The sequence below is a fragment of the Gemmatimonadota bacterium genome, from assembly GCA_009841265.1.
GTDB lineage: Bacteria > JAAXHH01 > JAAXHH01 > JAAXHH01 > JAAXHH01 > JAAXHH01.
In genome coordinates this window covers 1,173,764-1,189,190 of record VXMB01000009.1, presented here as the reverse complement: position 1 = coordinate 1,189,190, position 15,427 = coordinate 1,173,764, and the positions used below count along the sequence as shown (strand labels likewise).

Genomic DNA, 15,427 nt, shown 5'->3' with positions numbered 1-15,427 from the left:
GCCATGTCCCTTTCCGTCATTATCATCGCCCGGAACGAAGCTCCACGGATCGAAGCCTGCCTGCAGAGCGCGCGGTTCGCCGACGAGATCGTGCTCGTGGATTCGGGGAGCGACGATGATACCGTCGCCATCGCGCGGGAGTACGCCGACCGTGTCGTCGAATCGGAGTGGCTGGGCTACGGGCCGACCAAGCAGCTGGCCCTGGAGCACGCCACGGGCGACTGGGTGCTCTGGCTGGATGCCGACGAGCGCGTTCCACCGGACCTGCGGGATGAAATCCTCGCCGTCGCGGCAAAGGATGATCGCGCCGGTTACCGGATCGCGAGGAAGACGCTTTTCCTGGGACACTGGATCCGGCATTGCGGATGGTACCCCGACTACGTGCTTCGCCTTTTCCGGCGCGGGGCCGATCCCCGGTTCACCGACGACGAGGTGCACGAGACGCTGCGTATCCAGGGACCGGTCGGCGATCTGAAGCACCCCATGATCCACGATACCGATCCCACCCTCCACCACTACCTGGACAAGTTCAACAGCTTCACCAGCCTCGGCGCCCGCCAGCTCTACCGGTCGGGCAGGCGTTTCCGTTTGACAGATCTGGTTTTCCGTCCGATTTTTACCCTGTTCAAAATGTACGTATTGCGTAGAGGTTTTCTGGACGGCCTGCCGGGCTTCATCCTGTGCGGCCTTTCCGCCTGTTACGTTTTCACCAAGTACGCCAAGCTCTGGCACCTTCATCTCCGGGGCTCCGCCGACGCCGAGTCGGGCGCGGGGGGCCGATCCTCCTGAAACCGCGCATCCACCGGCGTCTCCCATGCAATCGCTGTCCGTCGTCGTAATCACGTACAATGAGGAGTGCAAGCTCCGGCGCTGCCTGGACCCGGTTTCCTGGGCCGATGAGATCATCGTGGTGGACAGTGGCAGCACCGACGGCACGGTGGAAATCGCGGAATCCTGCGGGGGACGCGTGTATCAGCGGCCGTGGCCCGGTTTTGCCGGCCAGCGGAACTTCGGCATGGAGCAGGCCCGGGGGGACTGGATCCTCTTTCTCGACGCGGATGAATACGTCACGGAAGGGCTCGAAGCGCGTATCCGCGATCTGCTGCGGTCCGGCGGGGATTTCGACGGGTACAAGATCCACCGCCAGGAACACTTTCTCCGGTTTCCCATCCGGCACGGAACGCTCAACCCGAGCTACCAGCCCCGACTCCTCAAAAACGGCAAGGGGTACTGGACCGGCGGTGCGCACGCCCACATCGAGATAAACGGCCACGGCGAGCTTGGACTGATCCACGAAGATCTCTACCACGATTCGCACAACACGCTCTCTGATTTCATCGCCCGCATCGACCAGTACACCTCCGTGGACGCGGAGGAGCGGATCAAGGCGGGACAGCGCGTGGGACGGCTGCGCCTGGTGTTTTCCCCCCTCGGCATGGCTTGGAAGTGCTACATTGTGAAAAGGGGGTACCGGGACGGATTTCCCGGTCTCCTCTTCAGCCTGAGCATGGGGATTTACTCGTTCCTGAGGCTGGTCAAGGTCTGGCAGGGAGAAAACGGGGCGGAGGGGCGCGCGGAAGGTCCGGCAAAGCCCTCCGCGTGACGGCCGATTCGGATGGAGTCATGGCACAGTGCGAACGATGCAGTATCGTGATCCCGACGTGGAATGCAGGCTATCTGGTCGAACGGTGCCTGCGTTCAATGAAAGACCACGGGACAGCGGACCAGGCGGAGATCGTGGTGGTGGACGACGGCAGCACGGCCGACACGGCTGAAAGGACGTGGGCAGCCTGTCCGGACGCGGTCCTGGTCAGGCACGACGGGAACAGGGGGTTCGCCGCAGCCTGCAACACGGGGGTGTCGCGGGCTTCGCACGAGGTCGTGGTCCTGCTCAACAACGACGTCGTCGCCACCGGCCCTTTCCTGGATCCCCTACTTTCCCATTTCCGTGATGATCGGGTGTTCGCCGTCAATCCACGGGTCTACCAGGCCGGGGACGGGCGTCCCGGCGGCGGTCTCGTGCGGGGCGCCATGCACTGCGGACTGCTGCGGCTGAGGTGGGCGGAACGTGAGTCCCTGCGGGAAGGCCGTACACTCACCCTATACGCCAACGGGGCCGCCATGGCGGTATCTCGGTCGAAGTACCTGGCACTGGGCGGGTTCGATACGTTGTACGCCCCGTTCTACTCGGAAGATCTGGACCTGTCCTACCGCGCGTATCAGCGGGGTTGGACCGTGCTTTACGAACCGGAAAGCCGGCTCACCCACGAACACGGCGCGACGATCGCCACGCGGCACGACCGGGCCTTCATCGACCGCGTCAGCGCGAGAAACCGGATTCTCTTCGTGTGGCGCAACATGCGGGACCTCAGGTATCTGGTGTCGCATGTCTTCTGGATGATGGCTCGTTTCCTCGGCGCGGTGCTGAAGGGCGACCTGACCTTCCCGCGTGCGCTGATGGACGCGGCGCGCCTCGTTGATGCGGTGAGGACGCGGCGGCGATCCGACCCGGATCCCGTAGCAACCGACCGCGAGATCCTGGGGTCGACGTCCGGGTGGGCGGGCCGCGAAAGTTGAGCACGCGATGCGGCCTGATCGGCGTGTCGCCCGAACCAAAAAAAACGCTCGAGGTCTTATGGACGTCCCGAAGGCAAGACGGATCCTCATTTCCCGTTTGCGCTTCATCGGCGACGTGGTGCTTACCACGCCGGTGATCAGGGCGTTGAAGCGGCACTACGCGGAAGCGGAACTCTTCTACCTCGCGGAGTCGGGACCCGCGGCGGTCCTCGCCCGGAACCCTTACCTGGAAGAGGTGATCGCGCTACCTGACGAACTCCTGCCTGGCCGGTCCGTGCTGACCCGCTGCGGGGAACAGCTGCGCTTCCTCCGTGCCCTGCGAAAGCGCCGTTTCGACCTGGTGATCGATCTCTTCGGCAATCCGCGCAGCGCGCTGCTGACCCTGGCCACGGGCGCCCGGATGCGGGTCGGTTATGACGTGCGGGGAAGGGGCGCGGCGTACAATGTCAAGATCAGGCGGTCGGATTCTCTCCGGGTAGTGGATGCCTACCTGGATGCGGTCCGTACGATCGGCGTTCCCGCGGATGACGACCGCACCGAGGTCCATTTCTCCGCCGAAGACGCGGCATGGGCCGATTCCTGGCTCGCGAAGCGGGGCGTGGACGGCGACCGCCTGATCGCCGCGCTGAACCCCGGCGCAAGCTGGCCGGCCAAGACGTGGAGCGCGGGCCGATTCGCCGAACTGGCCCGACGGATGATCGAAGCGCTGGACCTGCGTGTACTGGTGGTCGCGGGACCGGGGCAGCGGGAGGCTATGGACGGGTTGGCCGGCATGGCGGGCGTCGCCTGTCCCGTCGTGGAAACCGGTTCACTCGCCCGGCTGGCCGCGTTGATCCGGCGGTGCGACCTGTTCGTTTCCAATGACTGCGGGCCGATGCATATCGCCGCGGCCGTGGGAACGCCAACGATCGGCCTATTCGGTCCGAGCAACCCGCGGATCTGGTTTCCCTATTCACAGGCCGAAGGGCACTTCGCCCTGGAAGCCGGTGTGGACGACTGTTGCGGCCGCGATTTCTGCGTCCGGCCGACACCATGTATCGAATCGATATCGCCGTGCCAGGTCCTGGAGGCCACGGAGTCCGTCCTGCGCGGGATTTCCAACCGTCCGGCGGAGTAGGCCTATGCCCGAAGATCCCAGGCGCATACTGGTCATTAAACTGCGGGCCACCGGGGACGTCGTCCTGGCGACGCCCGTCATCGAGAACCTGAATCGGCGCTTCCCGCGGGCCCGCCTCTCCTTCCTGACGGAGGAGGCTTCCGCCGACGTCCTGCGGTGGAATCCCTTGCTGGACGAGCTCATCGTGCTGCCCCTGCGCCGGTGGGGAAGCCTGGGCATCCGCGTTTCCTGGCGCGAACAGGCGCGGTTCTATCGCAATCTGCGCCAGAGACGCTTCGATCTCGTATTCGACCTCTTCGGAAATCCCCGCAGCGCCTTGTTGACCTGGCTGACCGGGGCGCCGGACCGGGTCGGTTTCGCTTTCCGGGGGCGCCGCCACGCCTACACCACCGTAGTCACGCCCTCCTGCCGGCCAGGGCACGAGGTCCAGTTCCACCTGGAAGCCCTGGCGGCGCTGGACATCCCGGTGGCCGCCGACTGGCCGCATGTCGCCATACCAGGGTCGGCCCACCATAAAGCAGACGCATGGCTGCGGGAGCACGTCCCGGACGGCCGTGCGATCATCGGCCTGAATCCAGGCGGTGGTTGGGCCATCAAGCGTTGGCCGCCGGGGTTTTTCGGCCGCCTGGCCGACGCCCTGATCGATGAATACGGCGTGGACGTGCTGATCCTGTGGGGTCCGGGCGAGGAAGGGCTCGTCGCGCGGGTAACCGGCGCCATGCGCAACCGTCCCCTCGTGCTCCCGGAGACGACGCTCGCCGAACTCGGCGCATTCCTTCAGCGCTGCAGCCTGCTGGTCAGCAACGACAGCGCGCCGATGCACATAGCCGCGGCGCTGAACGTTCCCACTGTCGGCATCTTCGGTCCCACCGACCCCCGCGCCCAGGGCCCCTGGGGCGACGGTCACGGCGTGGTGCGGAAGGAAAGCGTCGACTGTCTCGGCTGCAACCTGATCAAGTGTCCGATCGGCAATATATGCATGACGACGCTGGAACCCGGGGAGCTGCTGGAAAAGATTCGCGCGTATATTCCGGTCGGAATAGTCGGAACTTGACACCACGCCATCCGAATGTTATATTTAACTACTTTGGAACATTTACGTTAACCGGCGCTTAAGGGACCATACAGAAGGTTGATATTTGCGGAAAGACATCATAGTTGAGACGGCCACGCACGAAACGCGCATCGCGATGCTCGAGGATAACCATCTCGTCGAGTTGCTGGTCGAACGCCCGGAACACGAGCGCGTGGTCGGGAACATCTGCAAGGGCGTGGTGACGGCGGTCATACCGAGCATTCAGGCGGCCTTTGTGGATATCGGCCTGGACAAGGCGGCCTTCCTGCAGGCATCGGACGTAACCAGTGGGGCCGACTGGATCGATTTCGACGACGACGACGAGAAGCAGGATTCCGGATCCGGACGTAGCAGGGACCGGGAATACCAGATCCAGGAGATGGTCAAGGAAGGCCAGGAGATCGTTGTCCAGATCACGAAGGAGTCCATCGGCACCAAGGGACCGCGGGTCACCTCGCAGATTTCCCTGCCGGGCAGGTTCCTCGTGCTGGTGCCCCATGCCAACTACGTCGGCGTTTCCCGGCGTATCGACGACTGGAGTGAGAAGCGCAGGCTGAGGGACCTGGCCAGGAAACTCAAGGACGACGACTTCGGGGTCATCGTGCGGACCGCCGCCCTGGGCAAATCGGACTCCGAGTTGAAGAACGACCTCAAGGCGCTGACCAGGATATGGCGGACTATAGAGAAGGAGGTCGGGAAGACGCCGGCACCCGCCATGATCCACAAGGACGTCGAAATGACGTCCGGGATGATACGCGACCTGTTCACGCCCGACATCGACAGCGTGATCATCGACTCGAAGGCGGTATACAAGGAGATCCTGGCCTATCTCAAGGGCGTGGCCCCCCAGCTTCGCGAGCGCGTCCACATGTACGATGGGACGGCGCCGGTGTTCGACGCCTACGGGATCGAGAACGAGATCGGCAAGGCGCTCCACCGGAAGGTATGGCTGAAGAACGGCGGCTACATCCTCATCGAACCCACCGAAGCGCTGGTGACGATCGACGTGAATTCAGGACGATACGCGGGGTCAAGGGGACACGAGGAAACCGTGTTCCAGACCAATCTGGAAGCTTGCGCGGAAGTGGCGCGGCAGCTCAGGCTCAGGGATATCGGGGGGATCATCGTCATCGATTTCATTGACATGGAAGACCGCGGGAACCGGCGCCAGGTGCACCAGGAAATGGAGAAGGCCATGTCGCACGACCGCGCGCGGACACGCATGTCCAAGGAGATCAGCGAATTCGGGCTGATCGAGATGACCCGACAGCGGATTCGCCCCAGCCTGCTGTTCACCTTCAGCGAGGCGTGCCCGGTGTGCGACGGGACCGGCCGTATCATGTCGCGCATCACCATGGTCACCCAGATCGGCCGATGGCTGAAGCGGGCCAAGCCCGGCCTGAGAGAACGAAAGCTCAAGCTCAAGGTGCATCCCACCGTGGCGTTGAGTCTGCATGAGAACGGACGGGAGAAACTGGTGAACCTGCAGGACGAGTACAAGATGCAACTTCAAGTCGAGGAAGACCCGTTCCTGCACGTGGAAGAGTTCCGCGTGTTTTCGGGCAAACGGGACCTGGACGTGACCGACGAGTTCAAGTAAGCGGACCAAACGGACCAAACGGACAAGGAGCGAGATAGATGTACGCTGTGATCAGATCGGGCGATCAGCAGTTCAGTGTCAACGAGGGAGATACGATCCAGGTCGAGAAGATCGCCGCCGAAGTGGGAGACGAGATCACCATCGACCAGGTGCTCCTCCTGGGCGGCGGAGAGACGCTGGTCGGCACGCCGACGGTAGCCGGGGCCACCGTGACGGCCAAGGTTACGGAGCAGGGCCGCCATCCCAAGATCGTGGTGTTCAAGATGAAACGCCGTAAAAACTACCGCCGGAAGAGAGGGCACAGGCAGCCATATACCGCGCTCGAAATTACCGGCATCAATTACGACCCAAGCGCAACCAACTGATCGGAAAGGATTTTCGCAGATGGCCCACAAGAAAGGTGTAGGAAGTTCTCGCAACGGGAGAGACAGCAACCCCAAGTTTCTCGGCGTCAAGACCGGAGACGGCATGCGCGTCCGGGCCGGCAACATCATCGTCCGGCAGCGGGGAACGCGGATTCTGCCCGGAGAAAACGTTGGGCGCGGCAACGACGACACCCTCTTCGCCTTGACGGACGGCATCGTCCAGTTCCGCCGGTACGGGAAGAAGCGCACGCAGGTCCATATCGCCGACGGGTGATCCCATGGCGATCGACGCCGACGCCGTCGTTCGGAAGGCGAAAGCCGGAATCTCCGGTTTCCTCGAAGAGCAGTTCCGCCGCGGGCTGATCGACGAAGGTCTCTACGAACAGGCCCGTCTGAACGTGCTTCCGAATCTTCGCCGCTGGTTGACCGACCCTCACATCAGCCGGTTGTCCCCACGGCTCGGCGAAGGACTGAGAAGCGCGGTCGAAGCGGCCAGGTGGGACGAACTGGTCGAAGCCTACGTGGACGAGATCAAGTTCGGCACGGCGGGCATACGCGGCAAAGCCGCCATGTCGGACGAAGAACTGCTGATCCTCGCCCGGGACGGCATGGACGCCCCCATCCTCAAGGGGCCGAATACCCTCAACAACATCGTTCTCCTGCTGAAGTCCACGGGCGTCGCGAAGTACGCGACCGACCATGGACTCCGGTCCATCGTCATCGGCTATGACAGCCGGGTGGCGGGCCAGGATTTCGCCCGGCTGGTATCCGGGGTTTTCCTCGCGGAGGGGCTGAAAGTCTACCTCTTCGACGAAGCCTGTCCGTACCCGGAAATGACCTTCGCCATACCTACGCTGGGTGCCGATATGGGCATCCTGATCTCGGCGAGCCATAACGACCGTAGATACAACGGCTACAAGCTCTCCGCCGGGACGGGATCGCAGTTTTCTCCCCGGGAACGATCGGTCATCTACAACGACTACATCCGGAAAACGACCCCGGTCCAGGTCGCCCTCCTGGACTTCGATGACGCCGGGGTCGATCCGGAGCACCCCGAAGACCCACACCGTGACGGCAACCAGCTCGTGTTCCTGGGCGGCGCCGCGCCGCTGGCAGGTTTCGACTATCTCGGCCGTCCCCTCGTCGATATCCACAGGATGTACCAGGACCAGATCCGGGGATTCATTTCCGACGCCGCGATGATGAAGTCGTGGGCGCCCTCCATTGGGATCGGGTACTGCGCGTTTCACGGGGCCGGACGCAAGGCCGTGCCCCGGCTGTTGAGTGATTTCGGTTTCACCCGGGTGGACACGGTAACCCGCCACCGGTTGAACGAGCTCAACGGGCTCTTCCCGGCCTTCCAGGACCATCCCGAACAACAACCGGACCCGGGTGATCCCACGGCGTCCGAGATCGCCGTCGACGCCTTCGTCGAACAATACGGCGCTGAGGCCATGGAAGCGCTCGACCTGATGATCGGGACCGACCCGGACGCCGACCGGGCGGGGCTCGTGGTCAAGGTCCCCCGGGCCTACCGGAAATACCACGACAACCGGTCCCATGTGCTGCTGTCGGCTGACGACGCATGGTCTCTGCTGCTCTGGTACCGCCTGACGCAGGGTGCCGGGAGCACGCGGGACGGGAGCACGCGGGGGCTGGGCGGGAACGCGCGGGGCGCTGAAGACTCGCGGGCGTTTCACCCGCGGCCGGAAGAGTCGTTCATCGTGCTTTCCCACATCACGACCGACGCACTGGTCCGGCTCGCACGGAAACACGGCGTCGGCGTCGTAAAGACCTGGGTCGGGTTCGGCCTGATCGCCAACGCGGTGGAACGGGTCTGGTCGGGCGACGACCTGTCGGACCCCCGGTTCAAAGATATCGTCTATCAGGCCTTGGACATGGAGGGTATGCCCCGACGCTGCAACGTGGGCTGCCTGGAGCAGAGCAACGGGTTCAGTATCCTGGGAGGACCGCCCGCCACGGACGCGGCCATGGGAAGCAACGGCCACGTGCGCGACAAGGACGGTGTCTTCGCCGCGATCCTGCTCGCCGAAGTGGCGGCCTATGCCGCGTCCCACGGGACGACGGTCTACGAACTGATCGACGAACAGATTTACCTGGATCCCGATATCGGGTATTTCGCCACCGACGTCGTTCCGGTCCCGCGTTGGGGAGAATTCAAGGGATTGGAAGGGCTGACGCGGAAGATCGGCATCCTGAGACGATGCGCAGAGTTGGGACAACGCGTGCGGGACGGAGAGACCCTTACGCTGGACGGTCTCCCGGTGCGGTCATCGGAAACCTTCGTGGCGGGCAAGTACGCGGATGCGCACCAGTGGCCGGGATTTCCCGATGAGGGCATTCGATTCTATTTCGACGAGGAAAGACTCAACTACCTGACCGTGCGGCCGTCGGGTACGTCGCAGTGCTTCAGGTTCCACATCCAGTTGAAAGCGGAGAACCTTTCGCGAAGCGGTCTGGCGCGGCAGAAGTACGAGACCAGGATGCGCGCCCGGAGGATCATCTACGCGATGCGCGACCTGATCATGTAGCGTGCTATATGGCGAAGAAATCCCTCAGGTTGTTCTCGATTACGGCGTCTTCACGCAGCCTGGTAAGCCACTCCTGGTAAAGTTGATTCTGCTTCTGGATCAGCAACTGCCGTTTCAGGGTCTCCCTCACCATCTCGTAGGTCGTTTCATCAACCGGTTCCCTTTCCACCAACTGGATGAGGTAGTAGCCCCGTTCCCCTTCGACGACTTCGCTGAGCTCGCCGGTCTCCGACAACTGGAAGGCCCCCCTGATGAAATTCAGATCCTGCCCGATTCGAGGGATGAAGGCCTGCTGCCGCGTTATGGGATCCGTGGTGGCGACCCGGTCTGCCATTTCACCGCTTAACGCATCCAGGTTGCCGCCGGCGAGGCCCGCCCGGACCTCTTCGCCGCGGAGCCTGGCCTGTTCCATTTTCCCGTTCCGCACGAGGATCGATCGGATGCGCAGTTCCACTTCCTCGAGGGGCAGCACGCCCGCCGGTTTTTCACCTGCGTTTTCCAGGACGTAGAAACCGCTGGTGCTCTCCAGTACCTCTCCGATTTCACCGGGCTCGGATGCGAAGGCGAAAGACGACGCGCCGACCAGGTACCCGATGCCGGGGATGAACCCGTCGGGGCGGTCGGCGAAAAACCCGGTGGATTCGACCTGGAAGGAATCCGGCATGGCGCCGGCCGAACGGACCGCTTCCTCCAGACCGCTTTCGACGGCCCGGGCCTGAAGCTGTCTCGCCAAATCGTTCAGCGCGCCCAGGGTCTGCTGTCCGGTCATGGTCCTCAGGAGTATATGGCGCGCGAGGACCTGTTCCTCGCCGTCCCGGACCGCGGTCTCTTCCACCTTGATGATGTGCCAGCCATACTCCGTCTTCACGGGATTCGAAATGGAGCCGGGCGGCGTTTCAAAGGCGGCCGTTTCGAATGCCGGGACCATGTCGTTTCGGCCGAAGAAGCCCAGGTTTCCTCCCTCGGAAGCGTTGGAGGTGTCCTCGGAGAAGTCCCTGGCCAGGGTTTCGAAATCGGCGCCGTCGACAAGCTGGTCGTAAAGCTCGTCGATCTGTCGTTCGACACGCTGGGAGTCGGCCACGCTCGGTTGCTTCGGAATCATGACGTAGGAGAGTGAAACCCGGTCGTCCTCAAGGAACGCTTCGGGATGCTCCGAATAGTACGCGGCGATATCTTCATCGGTGATCGATTCCGGTTCCACGGCCTGGTCTTCCGGATCGAACAGGAGGTATCTGGCCGTAAGCCGCTCGTTCTGGTTCACGAAGGCCTGCCTGACTTCCAGGTCCGTTACGCGGGCGCCAGATACCACGCGGCTGACGAGCTTCTGCCTGGGCAGCAGCATGCGGTACTGGTCTTCGAGAAACGTCCAGCCTTCGACCGCCGGATCGTTCAGCGCCTGGAGGTACTTGGTCTGGTCGAATTCGCCGTCCGTCTGGAACATTTCCTCCTGCCTGATGTACTCCGGCGGATTCGTGCGGATCGCCTCCAGAATTTCGGCGTCGGTTACGCTGATGTCCTGCTGACCGATGCGCTGTTGGAGCAACGTGAGGTTTACCCGCCGGTCCCATACTTCGTTGATGATTTCGCGGCGCCGGAATTCGTCCACGCTGCCGCCCTGCTGCTGGCGGTCGATTTCCTGCTGGCGTTCCACTTCAAACCGCATTTCCTCGTAGGATACCGATTCTCCGTTAATCGAACCCACGGCATTCTGCCCGCCCGGGCCACGGCCGGTCATGTCTGCGCCCCATTCCAGGCCGATCAGTCCCACAAACGCGATCACCAGGATGATCATGACGACGTGGGTTCGTTCTCTCAACAGTTTCATCAAGGCCATCTTGCAAGTGCTCCTTACGGACTTGCGGCGTCCAAGCCGGCCGCATGATTCCGGACGATGCTGAAAAAGACACGTAAATATAAAGGACCGGCCATTCGTCGGCAACTCCTTTGTCCCGAGGCGGGCCGGCTGGGGGGCAAAAGAAGCTTGACAGTCCTTGCCGCTTCGCCTATTATTGCCTGCGCGCTTCGACCGACAAGCGGACCGGCTGTGCTGTTTTCATAGCGATGACCTCAAGGAGTAAGCCCGATGAAGAGCGGTATTCACCCGGAATACAAAGAAATCACGGTATCCTGCGCCTGTGGCAATACGTTCCAGACACGATCGACGATCGACACGATCCACGTGGAGATCTGTTCGGCGTGCCATCCCTTCTATACCGGGAAGCAGAAGATGGTCGACAGTGCGGGCCGCGTGGAACGCTTCAACAGGAAGTACGGAATAAACGAGTAATCCTCAGGCCGAAGTCGCCCGTTCCTTCCAGGCGCGATGGCCCGGCTTGCCACGTCCTTCGGTTGTGCCGCTCCCCTTTCCTATTCCATGCCTCCATGTTACTCCATCAACTCGAAAACATCGTCAGGCGCTTCGAGTCGCTCGACCGTCAACTGGCGGACCCTTCCGTAACCACCAATCCGCAGAAAATGCGCGAAATCGGGCGGGCGTACCGGGAACTGACCCCGGTCGTCGACCGGTACCGCGTGTACCGGAAAGTCCTGGACGACCTCGAATCGGCCCGGTCGGTGCTGCAGGAGTCCGCGGCCGATCCCGACATGGCCGAACTTGCCCGGGACGAAGTGGAAAGCCTCGACCGGGAACGGACGGCCATGGAGGAGGAGCTCACGCGGATGATCGTGCCCAGGGATCCCGAAGACGAACGCAATATCATCTGCGAGATCCGAGCGGGTACGGGAGGCGACGAAGCGGCGATCTTCGCCGGAGAGTTGTTCCGCATGTACAGCCGGTACGCGGTCAGCCGCGGATGGAAGACGGAAACACTGAATTCCAACGGCGCGGAGAGGGGCGGCGTCAAGGAGGTCTTCTTCCAGATCGAGGGCAAGGGGGTCTACGGCAGACTGAAAAACGAAAGCGGCGTCCATCGCGTGCAGCGGGTCCCCGTAACGGAAACACAGGGGCGGGTGCACACCTCCGCCGCCTCGGTGGTCATTCTGCCCGAAGCGGAGGAAGTCGATGTGGAAATCGACGAGAAGAAAGACCTGGTCTTCGATGTTTTCCGATCCTCCGGCCCGGGCGGCCAGAGCGTGAATACGACCGATTCGGCGGTGCGCATTACCCATGTGCCGACCGGCCTGGTCGTCTCGTGCCAGGACGAGAAGTCGCAGCACAAGAACAAGGCCAAGGCCATGAAGGTGTTGCGCGCCCGCCTGCTGGACATGGCCCGGCAGGAACAGGAAGCGGAGATGGCGAGTAGCCGCCGGTCCCAGGTGAGATCGGGAGACCGGAGCGAGAAGATCCGGACCTACAACTTCCCGCAGGGAAGGGTCACGGACCATCGTATCGGTCTGACGCTGTACAAGATCGACCAGATCCTCGAAGGGGACATCGACGAGATCGTGGAGTCCCTGGCGGAAGCGGACCGGGCGGAGAAAATGGCCCAGTTGACGTCTGCATGACGCAGGCCACCGGATGTGAACCATGAACGAATTCGAATGTCCCACCGCGACGACCGTGCTCCAGGCGGTTGACTGGGCGACCCGGAAGCTGGACGGACGGCCGGGTCACGTCAGCCCGGTGGGTCACGTCAGCCGTGTCGAATCGGAACTGCTGCTCGGCGAGGTTTGTGCGTCGAGCCGACTCGAGCTGTACCTGGATCACGACCGGCGGCTCGACCCGCTGGAATCTTCGCGGTTTTCGGCGCTGGTCGACCGGAGAATGCGCGGGGAGCCGGTCCAGTATCTCACGGGCCGTACGGAATTCTACGGTCGCGAGTTCGAGGTTTCGCCCGCCGTGCTGATCCCCCGGCCCGAGACCGAACGGCTCGTCGACCACGTGCGCCCCTGCCTGGATGGGGTGCACCGCGAACGGGCCGGAAGTCCGGACGTGCGATTCGCGGACATCGGCACGGGCTCGGGCGTCCTGGCGGTCACGCTCGCCCTGGAATGCCCGTTCGCACAGGGATACGCTACGGATGTTTCCCCGGGGGCCCTGGAGGTCGCGCGCAGGAATGCCGACCATCTCCTGGGGGACCGCCACAGACGGATCACCTTTATGCACGGTTCGATGCTGTCGCCGCTCGATGCGCGTGGACCGCACGCCCTGGACCTGATCGTGGCCAATCCGCCCTACGTCGCTTCCCGGGAAATGGACGGCCTGCCGGAGGAGGTTCGCGGGTACGAACCCCGGCTGGCGCTTCACGGCGGCGAAGGCGGTCTGGATTACCATCGCGAACTCATCGATCAGGCCCCGTGTTATCTGAACGCAGGCGGGATGATCGCCCTGGAGATCGGCGCGGAGCAGTCCGCCGCGGTGGCCCGCTTGATGGCGGAACGCCGCGCCTATGGAAACGTGGAGATCGTGAAGGATTACAATGGCCTGGACCGCATCGTGTCCGCCATATACGTCGGATAACCCCGGCATCACCGACCGGAAGGTGCAAAATGCTCAATAACCATCGCCTCATGATACTCGGAACAGGAAACATGGGATCCTGCCTGCTTGGCGGCATACGCAGAGCGAATCTCGTTCCCCCGGACCAGATCGTGATTACCGGTCTGCGGTCCGACTATCTGAAGGACCTGGCGGATCAGTGGGAAGTACGGTGGACCACCGACAACCGGGAAGCGGTACTTGAAGCGGATATCGTCATGATCTGCCTCAAGCCGCAGGCCATCGAGCGCGTGGCGGACCAGGTGCGTGACCTTCTGCGTCCCGACCAGCTGCTGATCACGATCGCGGCGGGGGTGACGACTTCCGGCATCACCGAAATGATACGCACCGAGAATCCCGTCGTGCGCGTGATGCCGAACATCGCCTCGCTGGTGGACGAAGGAGCCGCCGCCATTTCACCGGGCAGGTTCGCCGGAGAAGAACACAAGCAGATGGCCGCCCGGATCTTCCAGGCCGTGGGACGGGTCGTGTTCGTGAACGAACATCTGCTGGACGCCGTAACCGGGCTCAGCGGCAGCGGCCCCGCCTACATCTATATGGTCATCGAAGCGCTGTCCGACGGCGGCGTGAAAATGGGCCTGCCCAGGGACGTCGCCCTGGATCTCGCGGCCCAGACCGTGCTCGGCGCCGCGCGGCTGATCCAGGAGACCGGCAAGCATCCCGCGGTGCTGCGCGACCAGGTCCTGACGCCGGGCGGCACCACCATCGCGGCGGTCCACGACCTGGAAATCCGCGGATTGCGCAGCATGCTGATCAGCGCGGTCGAAACCGCCACCCAGCGATCGCGGGAACTCCGGGACGGTAAGTAGCCCACCTGCCGTACAACGCACCGATTCAGTAAGCCCTCCGGTTTTTTTTCAACTTTTTTCAACGTACAGGATTGCGTAACCCGCGCAGCGGCCGGTATATCCGAGCCGCTACGCCCTTTCTGCGTTTCTGGCGCCATGTAGTGTCATTTCGAAGGTATTTCGTGGCATATGGTGTCAACATATGATGTGTATCAACATATATATAGTCTTTTGTGCACATGGAGTTACGGAGTTTTCCTTATCCAAAGGTAAAGAAAACCGATGTAAGTCCGATTTTTTTTTGACAATATGGGGGGCACAATGTAGTATAGTGGGTAAAAGTGGGACAAAGTGGGTCACCGAACATCTTAACTGCCAAACACTTGTATAGTGTTCTTAAATGATCACCTCACGTTAGGGTGTTTACTCCTTTGTATTTCAAGGAGATGACGGATGGTCAACTTCCTGGGATCATACACGCACACCGTGGATCACAAAGGACGGGTGAATGTCCCTGTGAAGTTTCGGAAGCATATCCGGACCGACGAGGACGATACGCTGATCATCACGCGGGGACTCGACGGATGCCTTTTCGTATATCCGATCGACGAGTGGGAACAGATCGACACCCGACTGCGCGAACTGCCCATCACGCGGCAGAACACGCGGGTGTTCATCAGGATGCTCTCGTCGGAGGCCGTGGCGGTATCCATGGACAAGCAGGGGCGCATCGCGCTTCCCCGGCAACTGATCGAACGCGCCGGCATCGAAACCGAAGTGCTGATCGTCGGTACGCTCGACCACTTTGAAATCTGGAGTCCGAAGGAATACAAGAAGGTGATGGACGAATCGGGACACACCTACGAAGAAATCGCGGAATCCCTGTTCGTCTGA

General features: G+C 62.4%; 15 protein-coding genes. 14 read left to right on the top strand and 1 reads right to left on the bottom strand.

The features are described 5' to 3' along the window. Window positions 1-3: 3 nt before the first annotated feature. The 9 genes from F4X08_10035 (at window position 4) to F4X08_09995 (ending at window position 9,286) form a co-directional block, all read left to right on the top strand. Window positions 4-789: a glycosyltransferase family 2 protein gene (locus tag F4X08_10035; protein ID MYD26139.1), complete on the top strand. Its 786-nt coding sequence runs from the start codon at window positions 4-6 to the stop codon at window positions 787-789. A 25-nt stretch (window positions 790-814) separates the two neighbouring features. Continuing rightward, a complete protein-coding gene (locus F4X08_10030) occupies window positions 815-1,603 on the top strand; it encodes a glycosyltransferase family 2 protein (protein ID MYD26138.1) in 789 nt (262 codons plus the stop codon). A 20-nt stretch (window positions 1,604-1,623) separates the two neighbouring features. Then, the gene (locus F4X08_10025; protein MYD26137.1) at window positions 1,624-2,577 is read left to right on the top strand and encodes a glycosyltransferase; all 954 of its coding nucleotides are present in this window, start codon (window positions 1,624-1,626) and stop codon (window positions 2,575-2,577) included. A 7-nt stretch (window positions 2,578-2,584) separates the two neighbouring features. After that, window positions 2,585-3,694 carry a glycosyltransferase family 9 protein gene (locus F4X08_10020; GenBank protein MYD26136.1) on the top strand — a complete coding sequence of 370 codons (1,110 nt, stop codon included), beginning with the start codon at window positions 2,585-2,587 and terminating at the stop codon, window positions 3,692-3,694. A 4-nt stretch (window positions 3,695-3,698) separates the two neighbouring features. Beyond that, window positions 3,699-4,748, top strand: a complete 1,050-nt coding sequence (locus tag F4X08_10015; GenBank protein ID MYD26135.1) for a glycosyltransferase family 9 protein — start codon at window positions 3,699-3,701, stop codon at window positions 4,746-4,748. Between the two features lie 85 nt (window positions 4,749-4,833). Further along, entirely contained in the window at window positions 4,834-6,369 is a 1,536-nt protein-coding gene (locus tag F4X08_10010) for an Rne/Rng family ribonuclease (protein MYD26134.1), read from the top strand. Window positions 6,370-6,407: 38 nt separating this feature from the next. Further along, window positions 6,408-6,734: a 50S ribosomal protein L21 gene (gene rplU, locus F4X08_10005; GenBank protein MYD26133.1), complete on the top strand. Its 327-nt coding sequence runs from the start codon at window positions 6,408-6,410 to the stop codon at window positions 6,732-6,734. 19 nt (window positions 6,735-6,753) lie between these two features. Further along, the gene (locus tag F4X08_10000; GenBank protein MYD26132.1) at window positions 6,754-7,008 is read left to right on the top strand and encodes a 50S ribosomal protein L27; all 255 of its coding nucleotides are present in this window, start codon (window positions 6,754-6,756) and stop codon (window positions 7,006-7,008) included. A gap of 4 nt (window positions 7,009-7,012) precedes the next feature. Next, window positions 7,013-9,286 carry a hypothetical protein gene (locus F4X08_09995; GenBank protein ID MYD26131.1) on the top strand — a complete coding sequence of 758 codons (2,274 nt, stop codon included), beginning with the start codon at window positions 7,013-7,015 and terminating at the stop codon, window positions 9,284-9,286. A 4-nt stretch (window positions 9,287-9,290) separates the two neighbouring features. Here the strand turns inward: F4X08_09995 and F4X08_09990 are convergent, their stop codons facing one another. After that, window positions 9,291-11,120 (bottom strand): hypothetical protein, encoded by a 1,830-nt coding sequence (locus F4X08_09990; GenBank protein ID MYD26130.1) that lies wholly within the window; start codon window positions 11,118-11,120, stop codon window positions 9,291-9,293. Between the two features lie 249 nt (window positions 11,121-11,369). Between F4X08_09990 and rpmE the strand changes: the two genes are divergently transcribed. From rpmE to mraZ, 5 genes are all read left to right on the top strand, one after another. Continuing rightward, the gene (gene rpmE / locus F4X08_09985; GenBank protein MYD26129.1) at window positions 11,370-11,573 is read left to right on the top strand and encodes a 50S ribosomal protein L31; all 204 of its coding nucleotides are present in this window, start codon (window positions 11,370-11,372) and stop codon (window positions 11,571-11,573) included. 95 nt (window positions 11,574-11,668) lie between these two features. Continuing rightward, window positions 11,669-12,751 carry a peptide chain release factor 1 gene (prfA, locus tag F4X08_09980; GenBank protein ID MYD26128.1) on the top strand — a complete coding sequence of 361 codons (1,083 nt, stop codon included), beginning with the start codon at window positions 11,669-11,671 and terminating at the stop codon, window positions 12,749-12,751. Window positions 12,752-12,773: 22 nt separating this feature from the next. Next, complete coding sequence (gene prmC, locus F4X08_09975; GenBank protein ID MYD26127.1) at window positions 12,774-13,706, top strand: peptide chain release factor N(5)-glutamine methyltransferase; 933 nt, start codon at window positions 12,774-12,776, stop codon at window positions 13,704-13,706. Window positions 13,707-13,735: 29 nt separating this feature from the next. Beyond that, window positions 13,736-14,554 carry a pyrroline-5-carboxylate reductase gene (proC, locus tag F4X08_09970; protein MYD26126.1) on the top strand — a complete coding sequence of 273 codons (819 nt, stop codon included), beginning with the start codon at window positions 13,736-13,738 and terminating at the stop codon, window positions 14,552-14,554. Window positions 14,555-14,986: 432 nt separating this feature from the next. Next, window positions 14,987-15,427: a division/cell wall cluster transcriptional repressor MraZ gene (gene mraZ / locus F4X08_09965; GenBank protein ID MYD26125.1), complete on the top strand. Its 441-nt coding sequence runs from the start codon at window positions 14,987-14,989 to the stop codon at window positions 15,425-15,427.

Excerpts from the sequence above, each read along its gene's own strand:
- rpmE (MYD26129.1), top strand. The coding sequence starts at position 11,370 with ATGAAGAGCGGTATTCACCCGGAATACAAAGAAATCACGGTATCCTGC.
- proC (MYD26126.1), top strand. The coding sequence starts at position 13,736 with ATGCTCAATAACCATCGCCTCATGATACTCGGAACAGGAAACATGGGA.
- F4X08_09990 (MYD26130.1), bottom strand. The coding sequence starts at position 11,120 with ATGGCCTTGATGAAACTGTTGAGAGAACGAACCCACGTCGTCATGATC.
- F4X08_10015 (MYD26135.1), top strand. The coding sequence starts at position 3,699 with ATGCCCGAAGATCCCAGGCGCATACTGGTCATTAAACTGCGGGCCACC.
- F4X08_10030 (MYD26138.1), top strand. The coding sequence starts at position 815 with ATGCAATCGCTGTCCGTCGTCGTAATCACGTACAATGAGGAGTGCAAG.
- mraZ (MYD26125.1), top strand. The coding sequence starts at position 14,987 with ATGGTCAACTTCCTGGGATCATACACGCACACCGTGGATCACAAAGGA.
- prfA (MYD26128.1), top strand. The coding sequence starts at position 11,669 with ATGTTACTCCATCAACTCGAAAACATCGTCAGGCGCTTCGAGTCGCTC.
- F4X08_10000 (MYD26132.1), top strand. The coding sequence starts at position 6,754 with ATGGCCCACAAGAAAGGTGTAGGAAGTTCTCGCAACGGGAGAGACAGC.
- F4X08_10020 (MYD26136.1), top strand. The coding sequence starts at position 2,585 with ATGCGGCCTGATCGGCGTGTCGCCCGAACCAAAAAAAACGCTCGAGGT.
- prmC (MYD26127.1), top strand. The coding sequence starts at position 12,774 with ATGAACGAATTCGAATGTCCCACCGCGACGACCGTGCTCCAGGCGGTT.
- F4X08_09995 (MYD26131.1), top strand. The coding sequence starts at position 7,013 with ATGGCGATCGACGCCGACGCCGTCGTTCGGAAGGCGAAAGCCGGAATC.
- F4X08_10035 (MYD26139.1), top strand. The coding sequence starts at position 4 with ATGTCCCTTTCCGTCATTATCATCGCCCGGAACGAAGCTCCACGGATC.
- F4X08_10025 (MYD26137.1), top strand. The coding sequence starts at position 1,624 with ATGGCACAGTGCGAACGATGCAGTATCGTGATCCCGACGTGGAATGCA.
- rplU (MYD26133.1), top strand. The coding sequence starts at position 6,408 with ATGTACGCTGTGATCAGATCGGGCGATCAGCAGTTCAGTGTCAACGAG.